The 25,543-nt window shown below is 61.0% G+C and carries 12 protein-coding genes; 8 read left to right on the top strand and 4 right to left on the bottom strand.

Going from position 1 to position 25,543, the window contains the following annotated elements; all coding sequences use genetic code 11:
* The first annotated feature begins 4 nt into the window (after window positions 1-4).
* From ACIX9_RS09300 to ACIX9_RS09320, 5 genes are read left to right on the top strand one after another with little or no spacing between them, the layout of a single operon-like run.
* Window positions 5-1,894 carry an amino acid adenylation domain-containing protein gene (locus ACIX9_RS09300; RefSeq protein WP_013580222.1) on the top strand — a complete coding sequence of 630 codons (1,890 nt, stop codon included), beginning with the start codon at window positions 5-7 and terminating at the stop codon, window positions 1,892-1,894.
* A complete protein-coding gene (locus ACIX9_RS09305) occupies window positions 1,891-9,771 on the top strand; it encodes a hybrid non-ribosomal peptide synthetase/type I polyketide synthase (protein WP_013580223.1) in 7,881 nt (2,626 codons plus the stop codon). Before ACIX9_RS09300 ends, ACIX9_RS09305 begins: the two co-directional genes overlap by 4 nt.
* Before the next feature lie 43 nt (window positions 9,772-9,814).
* Window positions 9,815-13,864, top strand: coding sequence for a non-ribosomal peptide synthetase (locus ACIX9_RS09310; RefSeq protein ID WP_198152072.1), 4,050 nt, complete (start codon window positions 9,815-9,817; stop codon window positions 13,862-13,864).
* The gene (locus ACIX9_RS09315) at window positions 13,861-14,847 is read left to right on the top strand and encodes a hypothetical protein (RefSeq protein WP_013580225.1); all 987 of its coding nucleotides are present in this window, start codon (window positions 13,861-13,863) and stop codon (window positions 14,845-14,847) included. The genes ACIX9_RS09310 and ACIX9_RS09315 overlap by 4 nt, the downstream gene beginning before the upstream one ends.
* Window positions 14,844-16,085: a glycosyltransferase family 4 protein gene (locus ACIX9_RS09320; RefSeq protein ID WP_013580226.1), complete on the top strand. Its 1,242-nt coding sequence runs from the start codon at window positions 14,844-14,846 to the stop codon at window positions 16,083-16,085. Before ACIX9_RS09315 ends, ACIX9_RS09320 begins: the two co-directional genes overlap by 4 nt.
* On the opposite strand, the gene ACIX9_RS09325 is transcribed toward ACIX9_RS09320, so the two are convergent.
* Window positions 16,082-17,161, bottom strand: coding sequence for an acyltransferase family protein (locus ACIX9_RS09325; protein WP_013580227.1), 1,080 nt, complete (start codon window positions 17,159-17,161; stop codon window positions 16,082-16,084). The two genes, ACIX9_RS09320 and ACIX9_RS09325, sit on opposite strands and share 4 nt — an antisense overlap.
* Window positions 17,162-17,323: 162 nt before the next feature.
* On the opposite strand from ACIX9_RS09325, the gene ACIX9_RS09330 reads away from it, so the two are divergent.
* From ACIX9_RS09330 to ACIX9_RS09340, 3 genes are all read left to right on the top strand, one after another.
* On the top strand, window positions 17,324-18,637 hold the full coding sequence (locus ACIX9_RS09330) for a glycosyltransferase (RefSeq protein ID WP_013580228.1): 1,314 nt from the start codon (window positions 17,324-17,326) through the stop codon (window positions 18,635-18,637).
* A gap of 80 nt (window positions 18,638-18,717) precedes the next feature.
* Window positions 18,718-19,707: a glycosyltransferase family 2 protein gene (locus tag ACIX9_RS09335; RefSeq protein WP_041597621.1), complete on the top strand. Its 990-nt coding sequence runs from the start codon at window positions 18,718-18,720 to the stop codon at window positions 19,705-19,707.
* 114 nt (window positions 19,708-19,821) lie between these two features.
* A complete protein-coding gene (locus ACIX9_RS09340) occupies window positions 19,822-20,346 on the top strand; it encodes an acyltransferase (protein WP_232298679.1) in 525 nt (174 codons plus the stop codon).
* Between the two features lie 2 nt (window positions 20,347-20,348).
* Here ACIX9_RS09340 and ACIX9_RS09345 read toward each other — a convergent pair whose 3' ends face one another.
* The 3 genes from ACIX9_RS09345 to ACIX9_RS09355 are packed head-to-tail and all read right to left on the bottom strand — an operon-like array spanning window position 20,349 to window position 25,533.
* Window positions 20,349-21,371 (bottom strand): glycosyltransferase, encoded by a 1,023-nt coding sequence (locus tag ACIX9_RS09345; RefSeq protein WP_013580231.1) that lies wholly within the window; start codon window positions 21,369-21,371, stop codon window positions 20,349-20,351.
* On the bottom strand, window positions 21,368-21,910 hold the full coding sequence (locus tag ACIX9_RS09350; RefSeq protein WP_013580232.1) for a serine O-acetyltransferase: 543 nt from the start codon (window positions 21,908-21,910) through the stop codon (window positions 21,368-21,370). Before ACIX9_RS09350 ends, ACIX9_RS09345 begins: the two co-directional genes overlap by 4 nt.
* Window positions 21,911-21,924: 14 nt before the next feature.
* Window positions 21,925-25,533: a GumC family protein gene (locus ACIX9_RS09355; RefSeq protein WP_013580233.1), complete on the bottom strand. Its 3,609-nt coding sequence runs from the start codon at window positions 25,531-25,533 to the stop codon at window positions 21,925-21,927.
* Window positions 25,534-25,543 lie beyond the last annotated feature (10 nt).

A 25,543-nucleotide genomic window follows, 5' to 3' on the forward strand; every position in this document is an offset into this window, starting at 1 on the left:
GTTGATGACGCAGTTGAATGCCGTACGCGACGAGGAGATGAAAGTGGCCGTTGGGGGCTCGCTGGGGTCGCTGTTTGAACAGGCTCGTATGCGGCATGGGGCGCGGGTTGCGGTTTCGATGGGTGCGGATGCTGTGACGTATGAGGCGCTGGGGGCGCGGGCGGATGCTGTTGCCGCAGGGCTGGCGCGGAGGGGCGTGGGACGCGGGGCGGTGGTGGCGATTTTGATGGAGCGGTCTGTTGATCTGGTCGCGGCCATGCTGGGAGTGGTGAAGGCCGGGGCGGCTTATCTGCCGATCGATCCGGCTTACCCTGAGGCGAGGGTGGCGGAGACGCTGGCGGATGCGCGGCCGATGGTGGTGATCGGCAAGGGTGGGGTTTCGGTGGAGGAGCTTGCTGCCGGTGCTGGGGGCGAGGTTGCTGGTGAGGGTGCTGGTGCGGAGGACCTGGCTTACATCATCTATACGTCGGGCTCGACCGGTAAGCCGAAGGGCGTGATGGTGAGCCACGGGAATGTGGCTCGGCTGTTTAGTGCGACGGATGGCTGGTTTCACTTTGACGAGAACGATGTGTGGACGATGTTTCATTCGTTCTCGTTCGACTTCAGCGTGTGGGAGATGTGGGGGCCGCTGCTGACGGGTGGGAGGCTGGTGATTGTGCCGTTTGGGGTGAGCCGGTCGCCGGAAGACTTTTATGCTCTGCTGGCGGATGAAGGTGTGACGGTGCTGAACCAGACGCCGTCTGCGTTCAACCTGCTGGTGCAGGCTGAGGGGCGTGTGGGTCGCAAACCTCTGGCGCTGCGGACGGTGATCTTCGGCGGGGAGGCTTTGAATCTGCGGGCGCTGAAGCCGTGGTTCGAGCGACATGGGGATCAACGGCCTGAGCTGGTGAATATGTACGGGATTACCGAGACGACGGTGCATGTGACGTATCGGCGAATCACTGCGGAGGATGCGGAGCGGGAGACGGACAGCCTGATCGGTGAGGCGATTCCGGATCTGCAACTTCATCTGCTGGATGGGGAGTTGAAGCCTGTGGCGGTGGGGGAGACGGGCGAGATCTGTGTCGGTGGGGCGGGAGTGGCGCTGGGCTATTTGAATCGGGCTGAGCTTACGGCGGAACGATTTGTCGATGATCCGTTTGTAAGTGGGGGTGTCAGCGGAGCGAAGATGTATCGGTCTGGTGATCTTGCGAAGCGGCGTGAGGATGGGGAGCTTGTTTACATGGGGCGGGCTGACCGGCAGGTGAAGGTGAATGGGTTCAGGATCGAACTGGGCGAGATTGAGGCTGCGCTGGTGGAATTCGCGGGTGTGGCGCAGGCTTGCGTTGTGCCTTTGATGGGGGACGGTGGGGTTCAACGGCTGGCGGCTTACTTTGTTGCGGCGAGTGTGGATGTGGATGCGAAGACGGTGAGCAAGTGGCTTGCGGAGCGGCTGCCGGTGCATATGCGGCCGGCGTTCTACACGGCAGTAACGGGTATACCACTGAATGGGAATGGGAAGGTGGATCGTGATGCTCTACCTTTACCGGAAGCGATGACCTCTTCCCTTCCTGATGCGCCGCGGCTGGCGCCGGGTTCGAGCATGGAAGAGCACGTTGCTGCGATCTGGAGGCAGGTTCTGAAGACGCAGGCTGTGGGGATGGACGATAACTTCTTCGATATTGGCGGAAGCTCGTTAATGTTGATTGGGGTTCGGAGTGCGCTTGCGGAGGAGCTGAAGAGGGCGATTCCGATTACGTGGATGTTTGAGTGCACGACGGTGCGTACGCTGGCGGCGCGGTTGGGTGCGGGGCGTGAGACGGTGACGGCGGATGCTGGGAATGCGGCCGATAAGGCTCGGAGGCAGCGTGATTCGTTTGCGCGAGCCAAGGCTTTGAGGAGTGTGGCTCGGTGAGTGACGAAGTGATGGATGGGATTGCGATCATCGGGATGGCGGGGAAGTTTCCTGGGGCGAAGGATGTCGCGACGTTCTGGGAGAATTTGCTGGCGGGCAAGGATACGGTCTCTCATTTCACGGCGACGGAGCTTGAGGCTCGCGATGGGCAGAGCGGCGGGGAGGACTATGTTGCGGCGCGGGGGATACTTGAAGATGTGGGGATGTTCGACGCGGAGTTCTTTGGGATTGCGCCAAAGGAAGCCGACCGCATGGACCCGCAGCACAGGATCTTTTTGGAGGCTTGTCAGCAGGCGCTTGAGGATGCGGGGTATGTTTCGCAGGAGTATGCGGGGGAGATTGGACTGTTTGCCGGATGCTCTCTGAATACGTATTTGCTGGCGAATCTTAGCCATGATCGTGAGTTTCTGGATCGGCTTACGGCGAACTACCAGGTGGGTGAGTTTCAGGTGGCGCTGGGGAACGATAAAGACTTTCTGACGACTCGGGCGGCTTACAAGCTGGACCTGCGCGGGCCTGTGGTGAGTGTGCAGTCGGCTTGTGCGACGTCCTTGGTAGCGATCTGCCAGGCGAGCCAGGCGCTGATGAACTATACGTGCGATATGGCGCTGGCGGGCGGGGCTTCGGCTACGTTTCCGCAACGGCGTGGGCATATTTATCAGGATGGCGGGATGGCCTCTCGCGATGGAGTGTGTAGGCCGTTTGACGCGAGCGCGACGGGTACGGTATTTGGGCATGGCGTGGGTGTGGTGGTGCTGAAGCGGCTTGAGGATGCGGTGCGAGATGGAGATCATATCTCGGCTGTGATCCGAGGGTTTGCAGTGAACAATGATGGGTCTGCGAAGGCCGGATACATGGCGCCGGGGGTGGATGGGCAGAGCCGTGTGATTGCGGCGGCGCAGGCGATGGCGGGAATTGAGCCTGAAAGTGTTACGTATATCGAAGCGCACGGGACGGGGACACCGCTGGGCGATCCGATTGAGATTGCAGGGCTGACGAAGGCTTTCCGGCTGGGCACAGATCGTAACAACTTTTGTTCGATTGGGACGGCTAAGGGGAATATCGGGCACCTGGATAGTGCTGCGGGCGTGGCGGGGGTGATCAAGACGGCGATGTCGCTGACGCACCGGACGATTCCGGGGCTGGCGCACTATGAGGCTCCGAATCCAAATATCGATTTTGCGGAGACGCCGTTTTTTGTTTCCAAAGATGCTAGAGCTTGGACTGCGGATGGGCCGTTGCGGGCCGGTGTGAGTGCGTTTGGCGTGGGTGGCGTGAATGCGCATGTGGTGCTGGAAGAGGCTCCGGGAATAGAGAAGTCCGGGGAGTCTGAGCGGGATCAGGTGGTTTGTGTATCGGCCAGGAGCGCTGCGGCCTTGGAGGCTGTGGTGGCAGGGCTTGCGGGGTTCTTTGAGGCTGGGTCTGCGGTGAAGCTGGCGGATGTAGCTTATACGCTGAGCGTTGGACGCCGGGCATATGAGCATCGGTTTGCTTTCAGTGCGGCGAATGTTGAGGGTGCGGTTTCGGCGCTACGGTCTCAGCGGAAGCGGACGGCTGTGGGTAAGGGGCAGCGGCGGGTTGCATTTCTGTTCTCCGGGCAGGGCTCTCAGTTTGTGGGGATGGGCCGGGAGCTTTATGCTGCGGAGCCGGTGTATCGGCGGGTTGTAGATGAGTGCTGTGAGGCTGTGGGTGGGGCGCTTGAGGTTGATCTGCGGGAGTTGATGTTTGCCCCCGTGAGCGAGACTGCGAGTGCGACTCTGCAGCAGACGCGGTATGCACAGCCGTCTTTGTTTGTGACGGAGTTGGCGTTGGCTCGGCTTTGGGAGAGCTGGGGCGTGACGGCTGAGGCCGTGGTGGGGCATAGCCTGGGTGAGTATGTTGCGGCTACGGTTGCGGGTGTGTTCACTGCTGCGGATGCGATGCGGCTGGTTTGCCTGCGTGGGCGGATGATGCAGGAGCTTGCTGCGGGCGCAATGACCTCGGTTGCGCTGGGTGAAGAGGCTTTGGGCAAGTATGTAACAGCGGGAGTATCAATTGCTGCTTTGAACTCTCCACGGGCTAGTGTGCTGTCGGGATCGTTTGAGGCGATTGTGGGGCTTGAGGCTGAGTTGGAGCGGGATGGGGTTGGGTTCCGTCGGCTGCATACGTCTCATGCGTTTCATTCGGAGATGATGGAGCCGATGCTCGCGGGGTTTGAGGCTGAGGTTGCAGCCTTGGAGTTGAAGGCTCCTGCGATGCGGTTTGTATCGAGTGTGAGTGGGACTTGGATTACATCCGATCAGGCGATGAGTCCTCGCTACTGGGCGGAGCAGTGCCGGAAGGCTGTGCGGTTTGGCGATGCGGTGGCTACGCTGCTGGGCGATGGGTTCGATGTGCTGCTGGAGGTTGGGCCGGGGGAGGCTTTGACCTCATTGAGCATGCACCAGCGCGGAGTGAGTGAGTTCAGTGCGGTGGCTTCCCTGCCGATGCCTCGGGCTGATCGTGAATCGAAGCCCGTGCAGGCGGCGGTTGCCGAGCTTTGGAGTGTGGGCGTTGGGATCGACTGGGCTGCTTACTATGCGAATGAAGTCAGGCACAGAGTTTCACTGCCGACGTATCCGTTTGAACGGAAGCTGCATTGGGTTGAGCCGCCTGCCCGCACTACGCCTGAAGGAATATCAAAGATTGAGGCCACACCTATGAATAACACTGCTCCACTTGCTGCTGCTATGCCTACTGCTGTTGAGGCTCGTCCTGTGCGGCTTCAGAAGATGATTGCCGGTGTATTTGCCGAGATGAGCGGCATCGAAACGAGCGCTGAGGAGATGGATCATCCGTTCCTCGAGCTTGGGTTTGATTCGTTGTTTCTGACGCAGGCTACGCAGTCTTTGCAGCGGACGTTTGGGGTGAAGCTGACGTTCCGCCAGTTGATGGAACAGTACTCGACAATTGCGAGTCTGGCGGGTTACCTGGATGAGATTCTGCCGGCGGATGCGTTCCCTGCCGCTGCTCCGGTTGCTGTGGTCGCACCGATAAGTACTGCGGGAACAGTGACTGTTACAAATGCGAATACCGGGAATACGCCGATCGAGCGGTTGCTGTCGGATCAGCTTGCGGCAATGTCCGAGCTGTTCGCGAATCAGCTTGCTACGTTGCGGGGTGCGGCTGGAATGGCTGCCCCGGCTGTGAGTGCGGCGATGGTGGTGAGCAAGCCTGCCGTGGCTACGACCTCTCCGGTGCCGGTGAGCAATGCGGATGTGAAGCATGGATCGTTCCGGCCTTTGCAGGCTAAGACCTCGCACGAGTTGGATGATAAGCAGAAGAAGTACATCGCGGATTTGATTGCGAAGTATGAGGCGATGACGCCGACTTCGAAGAGCATGACGCAGGCCTCGCGTGCCCGGCTGGCCGATCCGCGTGCGGTGGCGGGCTTCCGTCCGCAGTGGAAGGAGATGGTGTACCCGCTGATTACGGATCGCGCGAGGGGGTCCAAGATCTGGGACGTCGACGGGAATGAGTACATCGATATCGTCAATGGATACGGGTGCATTATGTTTGGGCACTCGCCTGAGTTCGTGGTGGAGGCGGCGAAGGCGCAGTTGGATAAGGGTGTGGCGATTGGGCCGCAGTCGGCGCTTGCGGGCGAGGTTGCGGCGCTGATCTGTGAGTTGACCGGTAATGAGCGTGCGACATTCTGCAACACGGGGTCAGAGGCTGTGATGGCTGCGATTCGTGTGGCCAGAACTGTCACTGGCCGCGATAAGGTGGTGTACTTTGCGGGCGACTATCACGGTACGTTCGACGAGGTGCTGATCCGCAATACGCCGCGTGGCAGCGCACCTGTTGCGCCGGGGATTCCGCTGGCGAATACGACGAACATCATCGTGCTGGAGTACGGGACGGATGAGTCGCTGGCGTGGATCAGGGCGAATGCGGGGGAACTTGCTGCGGTGTTGATTGAGCCGGTGCAGACGCGTAATCCGGGGCTGCAGCCGTTTGATTTCATACGTGAGATCAGGACGATCACGGAGAAGAGCGAGACCGTGATGATCATCGATGAGGTGGTCACGGGGTTCAGGCTTGCGCCGGGTGGAGTGCAGGAGAAGTACGGCATCCGCGCGGATATGTGTACGTACGGCAAGGTGATCGGCGGTGGACATCCGATTGGCGTGCTGTCCGGTAAGGCGATGTATCTTGACGCGCTGGACGGTGGTGCGTGGCAGTTTGGCGATGACTCCGGGCCGGAGGTTGGGGTTACGTTTTTTGCCGGGACGTTTGTGCGGCATCCGCTGGCGCTGGCTGCGGCGCGGTCTGTGCTGAATCATCTGAAGGCGAATGGGCCGGAGCTTCAGCTTGAGTTGAACAGGAAGACGGCGCGGATTGCGGAGTCGCTGGATAGGTTCTTTGCGGATGAGGGTGTGCCTTGCCGGGTGCATCACTTTGCTTCATGGTTTTACTTCGTGTTTCCTCATGATGCTCGTCTGGGCAGCTTGTTTTACTACGCGATGCGAGCGAAGGGGATTCATATCCAGGAGGGCTATCCATGCTTCCTGACGACGGCTCATACAGAGGCCGACCTGGATGCGGTGGAGAAGGCCTTCAAGGACACGATTCTGGAGATGCAGACGAACGGAGCGATGCCGCGTGAGCTTGCTGAGGCTCCGGTGGCGGCGGGGATGCATCCGGATGCGCTGTCTGAGACGCCTGCGCGGATTCAACTGACGGAGCCGCAGCGCGAGGTGTTCCTGGCGGCAGCGCTAAGCGATGAGGCGAACTGTGCGTTCAATGAATCGCTGACGTTGCGGCTGCATGGGCCGGTGCGGATGGATGACTTGAGCTTCGCGCTGGATGCCGTGGTGGCGAGGCATGATGCGCTGCGGAGTACGGTGAGCGTGGATGGGGAGAGCCTGTGCTTTTCACCTGCGTTTACGGGTCAGAATGAGATTGTGGATCTTCGGCTGACTTCTGCTGAAGAGCAGAAGAAGCTGATTGACGAGCGTGTTGTGAGTGAGGGTAAGGCGCCGTTCGATCTGCATAACGGGCCGCTGCTGCGGTCAGTTTGTTTCATCGCGAGCGACCGCGATGCGGTGCTGGTGCTGACGGCGCACCATATCGTGCTGGATGGATGGTCTGCGAATCAGTTGCTGGAAGAGGTGGGTAAGGTCTATAGCAAGGGAGCTTCTGCGTTGACGGGGCTGGCTCCGCTGCTTCCCTTCAGCAGCTATGCGGTGCGGGAGAGCAAGCGGCAGGAGTCGGGTGAGTTTGCGGATAATGAGCGGTATTGGGTTTCGAAGTTTGAAGGGCGTTCGCCGCGGCTAGATCTTCCGACGGATCGAACGCGGCCGGTGAACAAGACGTTCAATGGCGCGACGATTGAAGGATCGCTGGGAGCGCAGCTTTATGCGGATCTGAAGAAGCTGAGTGCTAAGAACGGTTGCACGCTGTACGTCACACTGCTGTCTGCGTTCCAGATTCTGATGCATCGGTTGAGCCGGCAGGATGAGGTGGTGGTGGGCATCTCGACTGCGGGGCAGGCGCTGTTTGAGGGTGCGAGCCTGGTGGGGCATTGCGTCCACTTCCTGCCGATGCTGAGTGAGTTGAAGGGTGACGAGACGGTGCAGCAGCATATGAAGGCTACTCGGACAGCGCTGCTGGACGCTTACGATCACCAGGAGTTTACTTACGGGAGCTTGTTGCAGAAGCTGAAGTTCGAACGTGATCCGAGCCGGCTGCCACTGATCGAGGTGCAGTTCAACCTGGAGAAGGTTGGGGCGAATGTGCAGTTCGACGGGTTGACGACTGAGATCAAGGCGAATGCGAAACAGTTTGTGAACACGGATCTGTTTCTGAATGTGGTGGAGATGGGTAGCGATCTGGAGTTCATGTGCGACTTCAACAGCGATCTGTTCGATGCGGCTACGTTGCATCGTTGGATGGGGCTGTGGGCGCAGATGCTGACGAGCGAGACGCTGGACGCGACGGTACAGGTGCTCGATTTGGAGATGCTGCCTGCGGCTGAGAAGGCTTTGGTGGTGAGCGAATGGAACAAGACGGACGTTTACTTCGGTGCGTTTGAGGCGATGCCTGCAGCGTTTCTAAACGTGGCTGCAAAGCATCCGGAGCGTGTGGCGATCCAGTGTGGGCCGCAGAGTTGGAGCTATGGGGAGTTGATGGAGTATTCGACGATCCTGGCGAAGAGGCTGGTGCGCGAAGGGTTGAAGCCGGGTGGGCTGGCTGGGATTTGTGTTGAGCGCTCGCCGGAGATGGTGGGTGCGATGCTGGCGGTGATGATGGCGGGCGGTGCTTATCTACCGCTTGATCCGCGGCATCCGCGGGAACGGCTTTCGATGATTCTGGGGGATGCGGGGATCTCGATGCTACTGGCTGGACGAGATTCGAGCGTGGAGACTACGGCTCCTATTTTGAAGATTACCGGGCCTCAGCCTCAGGGGAATGAAGCGCTGCCGGGGACGATTGGCTCGGATTCACTGGCTTATGTGATCTATACGTCGGGTTCGACGGGCGTGCCGAAGGGTGTGGCAATCGAACATGGGGCGTTGATGAATCTGCTGCGTTCGATGGAGCGTGAGCCTGGGCTTGGCTCAGAGGATGTGCTGGTTGCTGTGACGACGCTGGCGTTCGATATTGCTGCGCTGGAGTTGCTACTGCCTCTGCTGACGGGCGCGAAGCTGGTGATTGCAACCGATGAACAGGTGCAGGATGGGACGATGCTGCTGCGATTGCTGGAGAGCACGAAGGCAACTGTACTGCAGGCTACGCCGGGGGCATGGCGGATACTGCTGGACGCGGGTTGGACGAGTGCGCTGCCGCTGAAGGTGCTGTGCGGTGGTGAGGCTCTGCCAAGAGATCTGGCGGAGAAGTTGCTGGAGCGTAGCAACGATGTGTGGAATGTGTATGGGCCGACGGAGACGACGATCTGGTCTTCTGCGACCAAGGTGACGCATGGTGATGGGCCGCTGCATGTTGCGCCGCCGATTGCGAATACCCAGTTCTATGTGCTGGATGAGCGGCAGAGGCCGGTGCCGGTTGGCGTGACGGGCGAGCTTTATATTGGTGGCGATGGGCTGGCGCGGGGTTACTGGAAGCGGCCGGAGCTGACGGCAGAGAAGTTTGTTGCGAGTCCGTTTGGCGAGGGAAAGATTTATCGCACGGGGGATGTTGGACGCTGGCATATGGATGGGTCGATCGAGCTGATGGGGCGGGCTGATTTTCAGGTGAAGATTCGCGGGTATCGGATCGAGCTTGGAGACATTGAGTCCGCGCTGGGCAAGCACGCGAAGGTGCGTGAGGCTATTGTGGTGCAGCAGAAGATTGGCGAGTCAGGTGCTAGCCGGTTGGTTGGGTTTGTCGATGCCGGGGAGTCTGCTGCTGAGCCCGCTGGACTGGTGGAAGAGCTGCAACTGCTGTTGGAGCGGAGCTTGCCGGAGTACATGATTCCGAATGCAATCATTGCGTTACGGGAGATGCCTCGAACCCCAAACGGGAAGGTGGACCGAAAGTCGCTGATTCGTCATGCGGATGCGGAAGGGCTCGGGGTAAAATCGGTGACCAGGGAGTTCACTGCGCCGGTGACCGAGGCTGAGATCCGGTTGGCTGGTATCTGGGCTGAGGTGCTGGCGTTGAAGGCTGTGAGCACGACGGACAGCATCTTCGAGCTTGGCGCCGATTCGCTCTTGATCTTCCGCATTGCGGCCCGCTCTCAACGCGAGGGGTTGGCCGTGACGGCAACGCAGATCTTCCAGCACCGCACGATTCGCGCGCTTTGCCGGGAGCTTGAGGAGAAGGCAGGCACTGCCACGGCAGGTCGTCCTGCGGCACGTATCTCCGCGGCTTCACGGGAGAGTTACAAAAGGCCCAAGGTTCAGGTTGATGCTTAGTGACCTGGCTGAGGATCTGGGAATGGTTTTGAAGGAGTCTTCGGTGCACGATCCCGCAAATTCCGTCACTCCCGCTGCTGACGCGGCGGGTGAAGTCTATGCCATGCCGGCGACGCAGGGCGAGGTTCGCTTCTGGTCCCTGGACCAGTTGAATCCGGGTAATCCAGCTCTGAACATGCCGCTGATGTGGCAGTTTACCGGTCAGCTGGACGTGCCGGTGTTGGTGGAGGCGTTTGCCGAGTGCGTGCAACGGCATGAGACGCTGCGGACGACGTTTGAAGTGATCGATGGGAAGCTTTCCCAGGTGATCCAGCCGGAGATGGAGATTCCGATTCCGGTCGTGGATCTATCAGGTCTAACGGGGGAGGCGCAGCGCGCTGCTGCGGATGAGCTGACGCGGGATCATGCGGCGTTCCGCATGGATCTGAAGACTGGGCCCCTCCTTTTGCTGAAGCTGCTGAAGTTCAACGACCAGCGTCACCTGCTGCTGGTGACGATGCACCACATCATCTGCGACGGCATCTCCAACGGCATCCTGATGCGCGACATGGTGACGTACTATGAGGCGCTGCTGAAGGGTACTGCGGCGAAGCTGCCGGAGCTGCCGATTCAGTTTGCCGACTATGCGATCTGGCATGAGGAGTGGCGGGCGGGCGATGAGCCGGAAGCTTCGATGAAGTTTTGGCGCAAGGCGCTGGGCAATGACTTCAAAAAGCTTGAGCTCGCGCATGATGTGGATGCCTGTGAGGCGCTTCCACCGGAACGCCGCGATATCACAGGTGACATTGAGACGCTGCTGATTCCGCGCGACCTCACGGCGCGTGCGCATGCCTTCTGCAAGCGCGAAAACGTTACGCTGAACATCCTGCTGTTCAGCATCTTCTGCGGGCTGATGAGCCGGCTTACGGGGCAGAAGGATCTGACGATCGGGTCGCCGTGCGCGAACCGGAACGAGGATACCGAGAACCTGATCGGTTTGTTCATGAACATCCAGGTGCTGCGTGTGCGCCTGGAACAGAGCTCCAGCTTCAGGGATCTGTTGCGGCAGGTGCAGGCCTGGACGCTGGGCGCGTATGAGAACCAGGCGCTGCCGTTTGAAGACCTGGTGCATGATGCGTTCTTTTCACAGACGGGCAGCGCGTTTGAGATTCCGATCTTCTTCCTGTATCAGAAGTCGTTCATGCTGGTGACGAAGATTGAGAGTGCGGCGGGGAGTCTGGAGATCATTCCGCTGCGGTCCGAAAGTCCGGGTGCGGTGTTTGAGGTGATGTTTGCGATTGTGGATCGGGACGAAGAAGGTCCGCGCCTCCAGCTTGAGTACAACCCGCAGGAGTTCAAGGCGAGCACGATCCAACGGTATCTGCGGCTGTTTGTGAATCTGCTGGAGTCCGCGCTGGATGGGCCAGAGACGCTGGTGGATGAGCTGGACCTGCTCTCCGGTGTGGAGCGGCAGCGGTTGCTGGGTGGACCGAACGCGACGACCGTGGACTTTGGCGCGTTTGAGCCGGTCCATGCGTGCTTTCTGCGCCGTGCGACGGCGGAGCCGGAGCGGATTGCGGCCGAGTGCGATGGGCGTAGTTGGAGCTATGGCGAACTTGCGGAGTTTTCGACTGCGCTAGCCAAGCGATTGATCGATGAAGGACTTCAACCGGGCGGACTGGTTGGCGTGTGTGTGAGCCGCTCACTGGAGATGCTGGGCTCCGTGCTTGCGGTGTTGATGGCGGGCGGCGCGTATGTGCCGCTGGACCCGCGCTTTCCGCGTGAGCGGCTGCAGATGGTGCTGGCCGACTCCGGCGCTTCCCTGCTGCTGACCGGACGCGATCTGAAGCTGGATACGACGGCTAAAGAGATTGAGATTACGGCTGAGACACTGACGCGGCAGAGCGATGCTGTGCTGCCTGGCATGAGTGGGCCGGATGCTCTGGCTTACGTGATCTATACGTCGGGTTCGACTGGAACGCCGAAGGGCGTGGCGATCGAACATGGCGCGCTGATGAATCTTTTGCGCTCCATGGAACGGACTCCCGGACTCGATGCGGATGATGTTTTGGTGGCGGTGACGACGATCTCGTTCGACATTGCGACGCTGGAGTTGCTGCTGCCTCTGATCACGGGGGTGAAGCTGGTGATCGCGCGGACAGAACAGGTTACAAATCCGGCGGAGCTGCTGGAGTTGATGGAGACGAGCGGTGCGACGGTGCTGCAGGCTACTCCAGGATTGTGGTTGAACCTGATTGAACATGGGTGGACTGGTGAGCGGCCGCTGAAGGTGCTTTGCGGCGGCGAGGCGATGTCACGCAGCCTGGCGGAGAAGCTGCTGGACCGTAGTGACGATGTCTGGAATATGTACGGGCCTACGGAGACGACGATCTGGTCTTCTGCGAATCGCGTGACGCGCGGGACCGGGCCGATGCGGGTGGGGCCTCCGATTGCGAGCACGCAGTTTTTTGTGCTCGATGGGAATCGGCAGCCAGTGCCTTCAGGCGTGAGCGGTGAGCTATATATCGGCGGATCAGGGCTGGCGCGTGGGTACTGGAACCGGGCGGAGCTGACGGCGGAGAAGTTTATCGCGAGCCCGTTTGGTGCGGGACGAATCTATGCCACGGGTGATTGCGCACGATGGCATGAGGACGGAACGGTTCAGTTGGAGGGACGTGCGGACTTCCAGGTGAAGGTGCGTGGCTTCCGCATTGAACTGGGTGAGATTGAGGCTGTGCTGAACACGCATCCGCTGGTGCGTGAGTCGGTGGTGGTGCAACATGTGACGAAGACGGAGACTGCGGATCTCGCGCGGCTGGTGGCTTATGTGGCCGTGAAGGTGGATGAGCAGGAAGATGCGGCACCGGCGCTGATTGAAGAGCTTGAGGGTCTGCTGATGCGGACGCTGCCGGAGTACATGGTGCCGAATGCGGTGCATGTGCTGGAGGAGATGCCGCGTACGCCGAATGGCAAGGTGGATCGCAAGGCGCTGCCGGATGTGTTCTCGCAGGCTGGCGATAGCGGGATTGCGCAGAGTGCGAATGAGGCGCAGAGCTTCGTCGAGGCAGAGGATGCGGTGGAGAAGCAGATCGCTGATATCTGGCAGACGACGCTGGGGATTCCGCGGATCAGCGTGAAGGCGAACTTCTTCTCGCTGGGTGTGGGTTCGCTGGCTGCGCTGCGGTTGATCCGCAAGATGAACAAGGTCTATGGCACGGACCTGGGGCTTGCGAGCCTGATCTCGGCTTCGTCGATTGAGGCGATTGCGGAGCTGATCCGGAACAGGTTCTCGCCGAATACGGCGTCGTCGCTGGTACCGATTCAGCCGGTGGGGACGCGGCCTCCGCTGTTCATCGTGCATGGGGTGGGCGGCAATGTTGTGAACTTCTATGGGCTTTCCATGCGCATGGGCTCGGACCAGCCGGTGTACGGGATTCAGTCACAGGCGCTGGTGGCGAATGCGCCTGCGCTGCTGCACCTGACCGACATGGCCACGCATTATGTGAAAGAGATTCGCGCGGTGCAGCCGCATGGGCCGTATCACCTGTTGGGGTATTCGTTTGGCGGAACGGTTGTGCTGGAGATGGCGCAGCAACTGCGTGCGGCGGGTGAAGAGGTTGCGATGGTGGGGATGCTGGACTCGAAGTCCAAGGAGTATGAGGAGCAGTTTGCACGGTCGATTACGGTTCACTCCAAGGTGAATAACCGGGTGGAACGGTTCTTCCGCAACATCAAGGATCTCTCGCTGGACGCGAAGATCAAGTACGTGTCGGACAAGATCAGCACGCGGGCGATTCGTTTCTCTGCGATGGCTGCCACCCGCGCGAATGTCTCGCATGTGCCTTCGTTTATGAAGAGTGCGTATGACATCAACTATGTCGCGGTGCAGAACTATGAGCCGCAGCCGTATGACGGCAAGCTGATCCTGTTCCGGGCGAGTGAGCAGGACAACCGGGCGGGCGCGCGGGACCTGGGGTGGGGCTCCATCTTCAGGCAGGGCGTGGAGATTCACGATCTGCCGGGCGATCACGAGCGCATCTTCATGGACCCGAACATCGATGAACTGGCGAGCAGCCTGCGTGCAAGCCTGGAAGCCTGCATGAGCCGCGCATGATGGAGACCACGGGCCAGCCTGCCGCTTTGCGGAAGGTGTATATGGTGCTTTCGCCGCACTCGTTGAGTTACGCGCGGCTGGCGATCGAGAGTGTGTTGCGTAACAGTGTGGATGCGATGCATCTGCACCTGATCACGGATAGTGCGGAGGATAAGCAGACGCTCTCCGATGCGGTGACGGAGCTTGCGCCGGACGTGCGGCATGAGTGGAGCGTGGCTGCTGAAGATGAGCTTGCGGATGCTGAGGCGAGCGTGTTTGCAGGGCTGCCGCACCTGCGTGGGTTTCGTCATGGGCATCCCTGCTGGAGAAAGATCACCGATCCGGTGTTGATGGGCAAGCCTGGTGAGGAGTTGATCCTGCTGGACCCGGACCTTTATTTCCCGAATCGCTTCCGCTTTGAGCCGACGCCGGAGACTGGGCTGCTGCTGATGTGGCAGAGGCCGAACTGCCTGCTGCCGCCGGAGGTTGTGAGGGCTGCGATCGCGGCTCGTGTTCCGCTGGCGCGGCATGTGGATATTGGGGTCTCGCATTGGCGTGGCGGTGCGGATCTGGAGTGGGTGGACTGGCTGATCGGCAAGCTGGGCGGCGCTTCCCTGCCGCGCATGATGCACGTGGAGGCGATCGTGTGGTCTGCGATTGCGATGCGTCAGGGCGGTGGATACCTGGACCCGAAGCTGTGGGTGTGCTGGCACAGGACGCAGGCGCGACGGTTGAGGCGGAAGCTTGGGGTGAGCGGCAAGAGCATCCTGGCAGCAGAGCCGTGGGCGACGATGAAGTGCTTTCATGCAGGCGGCGAGGCCAAGTGGTGGCTGCCGGAGACGCTGGCGGCGGGTACGGCACGTTCGGACGAGGCGCTTACGTTGGCTGGCGAGGTGGTTCCGTTTGTCGAGTTGACTGCAGCACGTTACGAACAGGAGCAGCGGACGAAGGGACTTCTGCGCGGGCTGGGGTACTACCGCGTCTTCAACGCCAAGGCGTCATGAGAGCCGGCGATCTGCGGGTGCTGATTGTGGCGGAGCACGCTTCCAAGCGCTTTGGGGGTGAGGCGATTCTTCCGTATCACTACTTTCGTGTGCTGCGTTCGCGTGGGGTGGATGCGTGGCTCATCGTGCATGAGCGGACGCGGGATGAGCTGATCACTCTGTTTCCGAATGAGCTTGATCGGCTGCGCTTCGTGAAGGACATGACGCTGCAGAAGATTTTCTATCAGGTGGGCAAGCTACTTCCGCGCAGGATCTCCGAGGCTACTTTTGGGCTGGCCAATCAGCTTCTGACGCAGTTTGCGCAGCGGGCGATGGTGCTTGAGCTGGTGACCCCGTCTGCCGTGGTGCATCAGCCGATTCCGGTCTCGCCGAAGTTCCCTTCGCTGATGGCTGGGCTGGGTGCGCCTTTGGTGGTTGGGCCTATGAATGGGGGGATGAACTATCCGGCTGCGTTTCGTGGGGCCGAGGCTTGGTGGAGTCGCGGGGTGATCGCGTTGGGACGTTCTTTCAGTAACGTGGTGAACGCTGTGCTCTCCGGCAAGAGAAATGCGGATGTCGTTCTGGTGGCGAATGAACGGACGCGGGCTGCACTGCCTTCAGGGCTGCGGGGGCGCGTGTTGGAGGTCGTGGAGAACGGGGTGGACCTGGAGCAGTGGCCCGCGGGGGTTGGCGACCGGGTGCATGAGCCGCGGTTTTTGTTTATCGGGCGGCTGGTTGATTGGAAGGCGCTTGATGTCGCGATCGAGGCGCTTGGTGCGGTGCCTGGGGCGACGTTGGATGTGATCGGCGATGGGCCGATGCTTGATTCCTGGCGTGGGATGGCAACAGGGCTTGGGTTGGCGGAGCGTGTGCGCTTCCATGGGTGGTTGACGCAGGAGCAGTGTGCGGAGTGGCTGGCGGGTGCGTGTGCGTTGGTGCTGCCGAGCATCTATGAGTGCGGCGGGGCGGTCGTGCTGGAGGCCATGGCGATGGGTAAGCCGGTGATTGCGACGGCCTGGGGTGGGCCGGCGGATTATCTCGATGAGAGTTGCGGAATACTTATTCCGCCGACGAGCCGGGAGGCGATGGTCTCAGGGTTTGCGGAGGCGATGCGTCTTCTGGCGAACGATGCTGAGGCCTGTACGAGGGTCGGTGAAGCGGGGCGGATACGGGTTCTGGAGCAGTTCGACTGGGAGAAGAAGGTGGACAGGATGATGGAGATCTATCGGGCCGTGCTGCCGGGGCTATACATCGTCTAAGAGTCGATGGCGTGCGCTATGGTCTCCTTGCGCCTGGCGGGTTGAAGGAAGTGGCGCTCCACTCCGTACCAGCTTGTGGCGGCGGCGATGAGGGTCAACGGTGTGGCGCAGACGAAGAGCAGCCAGGGTGCGATCGGGTGAGCGAAGTGCTTCATCAGCAACTGGGTGATGGGGAAGGCGTAGAGATAGGTGCCGTAGGAGAAGTCGCCGAAGCGTCCGAAGCGATGCAGGCGAAGCCATGGCGTGAAGGCCAGGTAGAAGACGAGATAGGTTCCTGCAAAGGGAAACAGGGCCGTCCACCCGATGGGAGTCCAGCAGGCTGCGACGAGAGCCAGGCCGGACACGATGGCGAGGGTGTGGCTGAGGCGGATGCGGTCGCGGAAGAGATAGAAGACGACACCGGCGAGATAGAGCGGCAGCAGCCGGGCCCAGAGCTGGGGCGAGCCAAGGATGAGGCCGAGCAGCTTGCCGCCGAAGATCCAGCCCTTGAGCTGGAAGAGGACGCTGACGAGCACGGAGGTCAGGAATGCGGCGAGGAGGAGAATGCGTCTGCGGAGAAGGGTCGAGACGAGCAGCAGAGCAACCCCGATGTAGCACCAGAACTCGAAGGAGACGGACCAGGTGGAGCCGTTGATGGCTCCGGGGTATGGGTTCGTCAGGAAGGCGGAGTTGTAGTGGAATTCGACGAGGCGCAGGGTCTGTAGGAGGAAGTCGCCTACGCGAGCAATGGGGCTGTTGTAGGCAAAATGAGCGGCGGCCATGGGGACAACAACGACCGCGCTCAGCAGCGACGCGACGACGAAGGCCGGATAGATGCGCAGTACACGCTTCTTCAAAAAGCTGAACACGCTGCCCGAGCGTTCCGCGCTGGCGGTGATGAGGAAGCCGCTCATGATGAAGAAGAGATCCACGGCGATAGAGCCGCCGGTCATCTGGCCGTTGGTCCAGCGGAAAATGGGCTCCTGCGCGTCCGAGCTGAGACCGAGGGGAAAGCTGTGCGAGTAGATGACGAGGACGGCCAGCGCGAGGCGAAGGAAGTCGAAGTTGTTTTCCCTCTGGTTCCAGATGCTGTTCATTCCGCTCGTTTGTCCTTCGTCACGCCTGAAAACGGTTTCCTATCGTTCCCCTAAGGTGAGACTACACACTCTAAACGCTACAGAAATGAGTAGTTTGTGTCATTACCTGCGTGTCGAAAGTGGACTGTCAGGATCGATGACGGTTCGTATACTGAGAGGACAGTGCAGACGCTCGATCCCATACCCGCACCAACCGCCGCGTACTACCAGAAGGACGAAGATCCTTTGCCGGCGACGAAAGTCCGAATCGCGTACCTGCTGAGTCAGTACCCGGCGGTATCGCATACGTTTTTCCTGCAGGAGGTGCTCGGCCTGCGGCGGCGTGGACTGCACATTGAAACCGCGTCCATCAACAAGCCGGACCGGCCGGTGGAGTCGCTCGCGCCGGAAGAGGCGATCGAGGCCAAAGGCACGCGGTACATCAAGAGCGGGCAGGCTCTGCAGATTGCACGCGCGTTGCTGGAGACCACATTTTTTCAACCGTTGGTTGTGGTGCGCGGGCTGGGTGCGGTTTTTTCGATCAAAGGCCTACCCTTGCGGAAGCGTGCCTTCTGGCTGCTGTACCTGGCTGAGGCGATCCTATTAGGGCGGTGGATGAACCGGCGCAGATTGACACACCTGCACGTTCACTTTGGCGGGCCCGTAGCCTCGGTGGGGATGCTCGCTTCGATCGCCTGGAAGATTCCCTACTCGCTTACGATTCATGGACCGGAGGAGTTGCTGAGCGTGGACGCATATCACCTGCGCGAGAAGATTGCGCAGGCGGCGTTCGTGATGTGCATCAGCGATTTCTGCCGCAGCCAGCTATGCCAGTTGACGGAGCCGAAGGACTGGGCGAAGTTCACGGTGAACCGGCTGGGTGTGGACCCGGTGATGCTTGCGCCGTCGTCGCGTCCGGTGGAGACGCCGGCACGCAGGCAGGAGAGTGCTCTGGAATTGGTTTGCACCGGGAGACTGGTTGCGGCGAAGGGACATCACATCCTCATTGAGGCGCTGGCCTTGCTGCAGGAGCGCGGAGTGACGCTGCATACGACGTTGATCGGAGCTGGACCTCAGCGCGAGAGCCTGGAGGCTCTGGTTGCGGTGCGCGGGTTGGGCGAGAATGTGGTGTTTACCTCTGCGCTCTCCCATGCGGCTACGCTCGAATATGTGCGCCGTGCCGATATCTTTACGCTGGCCAGCTTTGCGGAGGGGATTCCTGTCGCGCTGATGGAGGCAATGAGCCTCGGCGTGCCGTGCGTGAGTACCACCATAGCGGGGATTCCGGAGTTGATTCGCAGTGGACAGGACGGCCTGCTGGTCGCACCGGCGAACGTTGGTGCGCTGGCCGATGCACTGGAGGCACTGGCGCTCGATCCGGCACTCCGGAAACAGCTTGGCAGCTCCGGGCGGCAGCGTATTGTGGCTGACTACAACCTTCCGCTGAACCAGCAGATGCTCGCTGAATGCTTTGAAAAGAAGTTGCTCATGTCGTAGAAGCAAGGGGCCATCAAGTGAAAGAAACGCTGCTTCAAGGGAACATCTCCGATCTCGCGCCAACGTCGCTTCAAGAGGACGTGGCGAAGAGCGTTTTTGATGTTTCGATCATCATTGTTTCTTTCAATACGCAGGCGATTCTGCGTGAGTGTCTCGAGTCTGTCTTTCGTGAAGCCCACCCATTTCGTGCTGAGGTCTTCGTGGTGGACAATGCGTCCATGGATGGCTCGGCAGAGATGGTGGAACGTCAGTTCCCTGCCGTTCGCCTGATACGCAGCGAGGTCAACCTGGGCTTTGGGGGCGCTAACAATCTCGCATTGAAGCAGGCGCGTGGGCGGTTCTTCGTCCTGCTGAACTCGGATGCGTTCTTCGCTCCGGGGGCGCTGGCGTTGGCGCTCGAGCACATGGAGGAGACGCCGGACTGTGCGCTGGGCGGTTGTCTCCTGGTGGGTCGCGATGGAAGCTCACAGCCGTCTTCGCGCTGCTTTCACACGGTGATTGGCGATGCCATCGTGCTGACCGGGCTGGCGGCAAAGTTTCCGAAGTCACGTATTCTGGGGCGGTTTGATCGAACCTGGGCGGATGAGAGCGTGCCGAGCAAGGTGGACTGGGTGCCGGGAGCGTTCTCGATCGTGCGGCCTGAAGCGTTGCGTCAGGTCGGGCTGTTCGACCCCGACTTCTTTCTTTACTACGAAGAGGTTGACCTTTGCCTGCGGATGAAGCGGGCCGGGCTGAAGGTCTGGTACTGGCCGGATGTGGTGGTGACGCATGTTGGCGGAGAGTCTTCACGGCAGCTCAAGTCCATGGACTACTCGTCGCCCGCATCCCAGGTGGTGAAGTGGCGCATGCGCAGCACGCTACTGTACTACCGCAAGCATCATGGCTCCAAGGCCCTGCTGGCGAAGTGGCTGGAAAAGACGCTGTATTGGTTCACGATACTCCGTAACCGCTGGAGCGGAGAGCCATGGAGGCAGAGGCGGGCAAACTACAACCGCTCCCTGATCCGCCTGATGGATGAGGCGTGGAAGGACACGCAGGGCGGTCGCGTGTCACCGGCTCGGCCCTGGTAATGTGTTACACCTAAGACGGTCTTCGATTCCTGCCCAATGAGTTCCCCGTTCAAATCGCTGCTTGTTGCCCCGTTGCGCGGCCTACTGCGTGTGAGCGCTGGCGTGCGTGAGTCGGTGCGTCGGATCTATTCTCACGCAGCGCTGGCGGCGCAGTTGAAGCAGGCGCTGCCAGCGTCTGTCGTCGTGCTAGGCAGAGTGCTGGTGTATGGGACTGGAGAGATTCGCTTTGGGCAGGACACACTGCTCTATCCAGACCTTCACCTGGAGACGCAGGGCGGGGCGAGGCTGAATCTGGGTGATGGCGTTGTGATCTCTCGCGGCGTTCATCTGGTGGCGATGGCAGGGATCACGATTGGGGCGGGTTCGATGATCGGCGAATACGCCAGTCTGCGCGACGCCAATCATGCACGCAAAGATGGAGTGGCGATCCGCGACGCGGGCCACACGGCCAGGCCGATTACGCTGGGTAAAGAAGTCTGGGTGGGACGGGGCGCGGCGATCCTGGCTGGTGTGACGATTGGAGATCACGCGACGATTGGGGCCAATGCGGTTGTGACGCGGGATGTTCCTGCCGGTGCGGTGGTGGGCGGAGTGCCTGCGGTTGCGTTGCGTCAGCGTCAAGCACTGCCGAACGGCTGACGTCAGGGACGCTTGTACTCCACAAGATCAGAGCGCAGGCCGCGCCGACGATTGCGGCGAAACTGAAGCTGGCCCCAGTAGATGGGAAGTTGCTGCAGGTGAGAATGGATGCCGTAGAGCATGAGTGCGGTGCGGTCGGTGGACTTCCATCTGGCTTTATAAGCTGTCCTCAGCACAAGCAGGACGAAGAGGCACACACCTATGAGGATGGGCAGGACGCTCCGTAGCACGGCGGCGGTCAGCAGCGTGAGCAACGCAGCGCCAATCAGGGTAAATGCACGGTTGCGATTGCGTCTGACGTCCTCACTCCAGAAAGGTTGCGCTGTCCGGGAGAAACGGTCTGCGACCTCAGCAAAGGCGTGGCCGGCGCGTGTGGCACGCCGCCAGTACTGGCTGAAACGCGTGATGGCGAGATCGTGACCAGTCATGGGGTGATCGACATGCAGGATAAGGCTACCCGCGCCGAGGATGCGACGGCAAAGCTCCGGCTCTTCACCGGCGATGAGCGTCTCATCGAAGCCGTTCATCTCCGCGAGAACATCGCGGCGGAAGAGCGCGTCGCCGCCGCAGAACGGCGTGAATCCTGGAGCGTAGATCCAGTCGAGATCGAGGACGCGATTGTAGAGCGATTGCTCCGGATGAATCTCCCGGCGGTGGCCCCAGACGACGGCGATCTTCGAGTCTGCGAAGGACGGCAGCGAGTCTTGCACAAAGGCCGGATGGAGTACGGTGTCGCCATCCAGGAAGAGCACGATATCGCCTGAAGCGGCTCTCCAGCCCGCGTTGCGACCGAGGGCGGCGGTTGGGCGCTCTGGTGTCAGCGCGACGCTCTTTGCGCCCATCGATGCAGCCAGCGCGAGACTGCCGTCGGTTGAACCGGAGTCGACATAGATGACCTCAAGCGACCAGGCTCCGCGCTCCATGGCTGCGATGGAGTCAAGGCAGCGGCGCAGGCGCTCTCCTTCGTTTCTCCCGATGACGACGACGGAGAGCATCGTGACGACGTCCAGCGCGCGGCGGTTCATGGCTCGAACGCCGCGAGCGGGAGGGCTGCATCGACTGCGGACTTGCGCGGGATGATGCGTGCCGGGATGCCGACGGCGATGCAGCCGTCGGGCACATCGCACAGCACGACGGCGTTAGCGCCGATGGAGACATCGTTGCCGATGCGGATGGGACCGAGCAGCTTGGCACCCGCACCGATATCGACGCGGTCTCCAAGCTGAGGCGAGCCGCGCAGGCCGCGATGACGCAGGCCGACGGTGACGCCGTTACGCACGATGCAGTCATCGCCGAAAATGGCGTCTCCGCTGATGACGATGCCGCCTACGTGTTCGATGACGAAGCGCTTACCGATCACGGTCTCACACGGCATCTCGATCCCGAAGAGGGCGTCCGAAAAGAACTTCAGGAGCTTGTAGAAGAACGAGAGAGGCGCGCGCAGAGGCCGCCAACCGACGCTATAGCGCCAGCGCCCGAAGCGGTATACGACGAGCGCCCAGAAGCCATGGCGGCCCCAGTTGCTATCATGGGTGCGCCAGTCTTCGCGAATGTTAGCGAACATGTTGGCTCCCGCGCCTAACGGCCGCTCCGCTCTTCGAGAGCTTCTTCCGCATCAGGGGCCGAGGTGTAATTGCGGGACCGATTTCCCGTATGCGCCTCCCCACCGAACTTGCTGAGCATGCCCCAGCTGCGGGTCATCCGGCCGGTCTCCGGCTGGATGGTTCCCTCGCTTCGTGCGGGGAGCTTCGCGGTGGATGCAGAGGTCGATGTCTCGCGCAGTTCAGCGGCCCGTCGTATCCCGTTGATGGCGGCTCTGGGTTCTTGGACGGGTTCAAGCTCGGGAGCATGTTGCACGTGTTGGACGGGAGCGGCCTCGGGAATAGGAGCCCACCTCTCCGGCACCGGAGGAGAAACAATGAATTCAGGCTCTTCGACCACGCTTGAGCGCGAAGGCTCGGCGACCGGCTCGGCAAACACTGGCTCTTCGTAGACCTCATGCACTGCTTCGAACTTCTCTTCTTCCGCGATCGCCAGGGCTTCAGTCTTTACGACTGGCTCGGCTTCTGCCGCAGCTATGGGCTCTTGCTCTACGTGCGCGACCGGCTCGAAATGATGTGGCGTCCAAACGGGTGACGGTGGCGGGTCCTCCGCTGCGATCTCTTCCTCGGGCGCAAGCTCTGCATGCACGATGTGGACCGGAGAGGCTTGCGCGTGGTGCGGAGCCTCCTCCATTCCATGCTGTACGGGTTCGGATGGGTGATGCTCGTGGAAGACGGGATACTCTTCTATGACTTCGGTGACCTCTTCCGCATGCGCTTCAGGTGCAGATCCCATCTCAGCTTCGACTGAATGATGCACATGCATGGGAATGATTTCGTAGGGCGTCGTGAGTGCGGGAACAGGTTCTTCGACGACGGGTTCTGGCTCCGGGGCCGCTTCAACGACGGGTGAGGCAGAGGCCACTTCAAACGCTGGCTCAACCGTGGTTTCAAGGACCGCCGGCTCAGGCTGCGCAGCGGAATGGGGAGCGGCTTGCGAGGCGGCATTCGGGTTCAACAATCGCTCCAACCACACACGAGCACGTTCGGACGGTTCGTCCTCCGGCTCGAAGACCAGATTGTTGCGTGGCGACTCAGTCGTCATCACAGGCTCCGCAGTCTCTGGTTCGTTGACGTGCTGGTGAAGCGGTGTGACCGCTGACGCGATCTGTTCTTCTTCATCGTCAACGGCGTGTCCGGCATTGACGACTTCATGCGCTACGTGCGGCTCCTGCATCGCGGCAGCAAGCGGTACGAAGTCGTGCTCGCGCGCGTGCGGATACTGTTCTTCTTCGTGTGTTTCGTCGAAGGAATGCATGTCGAAGTGGTGAGAGGGAGCTGCGGCAACAGGTTCATCCAGGCTGCCGTCCCACTCCTCGGCCAGCGGAGCAGGCTCTACGTATGACGAGACTGGTTCGGGAGCTTCATGATGGCCGAAAGCCTCATGTTGGACCTCAGTTCTGTCGGACTCAATGGTGCTCGCGGCATGGCTTGCGTACTGTAGAGAGTCAGCAGGTGTGGCCGGAGCTTGGGAGGCGGGAACGGGGGTGCCTCGTTGCGCCGCACGTTTGGCCTGCACGGAGCGTGCGGCATCCTGCGCCTGCGCGTTCCAGCGGGTCTCGAGTACAGCAATGGCGTTCTTGAAGGATGGGTCGGCGTGCTTCAGTTGCAGATCCTTCAGGACTGCACCCACCCCGGCTACATTGAGGCGATCCAGCAATGTGGCAGCCTGGGTTAGTTCCGTGCGCAGCGTGAGGCCGGAGCCTGCGATGAGGATGGCCGCGTCCGCGCTGCGTACCGCATACTCTGCCGCGGCGGAGTGAAGCAGAGGCGGAGCGTCGATCAAGAGAAGATCGTGGCTGCGCTTCAGCATCGTCAGGTTGGTGGCGGCATAGCCTTCGTGCCCTTCATTGTGCCGCAGCGCGATCGAGCCCGAGCCGGCATCCACCTTCAGGCGCGGCATAGGCACGCCGCCGACGTGAGGCTGAAGCAGGGTCGGGGCTTCCGTGATCAGGACGGTGAAGCCCAGCTCTTCCAGCTTCTCCTGCAGCACCAGAACCAGGCCTGTCACCGAAACGCTTGGGCTGACCGCGGTGAAGACGAAGCTGCGTGCGTCGCTCACCCGGTAAGCCGTCTCGATCCCTGCCGCGAGGCGCAGCACGTATTCTTCGATGGTGGCGCTTGAAACCTCATCCCGGGATGGCAGCACGCCGATCGGTGGGAAGCCAAGCACAGTTTGCAGGTCGTGCTCGGTGTAGACGAGCGGATCGCGCTTATGCGCCAGCACAGCCGCGGCAGCACCCATCATCAACGCCAGAGGGAGCGCCAGCAGAAGCAGGAGCTTACGCTTGCTCGGCTCCGGGGAAAGTGGCACGGAGGCAGCGACCGAAAGATGTGCGAGTCCGGGGCCGTTCGCCTCCAGTTGAAGGCCGCGAATCGCATCCTCTACCGTGGCGAAACGAGCGGTGAGGCGCGTGATATCGGAGTAGAGCTCAGAGGCACGTTGCAGCTTTGGCGCGGCCCCGGTGGCCGTCGCAGTCTGGTGCGCAAGCTGCGCGTTCAGCATGCCCTCGACGCTGGCAGTGCGCTGAAGTTCCAGGCCCAACTTGTCTTCCACTCGCTTCGCTGCCTGCTGGCGTAGCTGCGAGGTTTGCTTATCAAGCGAGCGGTCCAGATCCGACATCTCATCCTGATCCTGCTTGTAGACCGGGTTGGATGGCGTCAGGCCGGCCATTTGGCTGCTCAGAAGCGCCTTGCGCTGGTTGATGGTCGACTTCAGGCTGGCAAGGCCGGCGTCGTTCTGCAGCACGTCATCGGCAGCCGAGTTCAGGCCGGCAGTCTCTGCGCCACCGTTACCCCGTACCGAGGAAAGCTGGGCCAGTGCGACGTCGTGAGCGGAGCGTGCCATCGCCAACTGGGTGCGAACGCCGGCGAGCTGAACGTCATAGGGATTGCCGGTCTCACCCACCGGATTGGCCACGCCGAGCGACGAGCTCAGAGTGGCCTGTTCGGTACGGTCCTCGGAGAGTTCGCTTTGAATCCTCTGCCGTTCCTGGGTCAGGAGCTCGAGCCGCTGCGAGGAGGTCTCGTGCTCGTCCTTGCGGCCTTGTTCGAGATAGGCGTTGGTGACCGCGTTGACGGTTGCCGCAACGGATTCGGCATCGGAGCCCTGGAGCGTGATCGAGAGCTGGTAGCTGTTCAGCACGCGCTCGACCTTCAACTGCTTCTGCAGACGTGCCACGGCGGACTGATCGGACTCGTGCGGAAACTGGAACGCACCCACCGGCAGACGCTTGAGGGCGGCGGTCAGGATATCGGGCCGGATGGCGGTCTGCATCTGCTGCTGGAGATAGGAGTCATAACGCCCGGCGTCAAAGGCGCCTGTTGAGGTGTCGCCCAGCACCTTTGCAGTCTGGGGCTCTACATAGGTCAGGCTTTGAGCCGAATAGATTGACTTGCGCGAGAGCGCAAAGCCGACAACGATGACGAAGACAGCGACGGCCACCCACGCCGCAAGCCTTGGACGCATGCGCAGGCTGCGCATCAGTTCAGGGTCAAAGCCGGGGCTTTCGGCGCGCTGCACGTTCATCGCGGAGGCCGGTGAGGCTAGCCCTTCAGGCGTCGATTTGTTGTTTCCAGTGCTCATTGCTTCCTTG

Origin of the sequence: Granulicella tundricola MP5ACTX9 (assembly GCF_000178975.2) — a bacterium.
Taxonomy (GTDB): Bacteria; Acidobacteriota; Terriglobia; order Terriglobales; family Acidobacteriaceae; genus Edaphobacter; species Edaphobacter tundricola.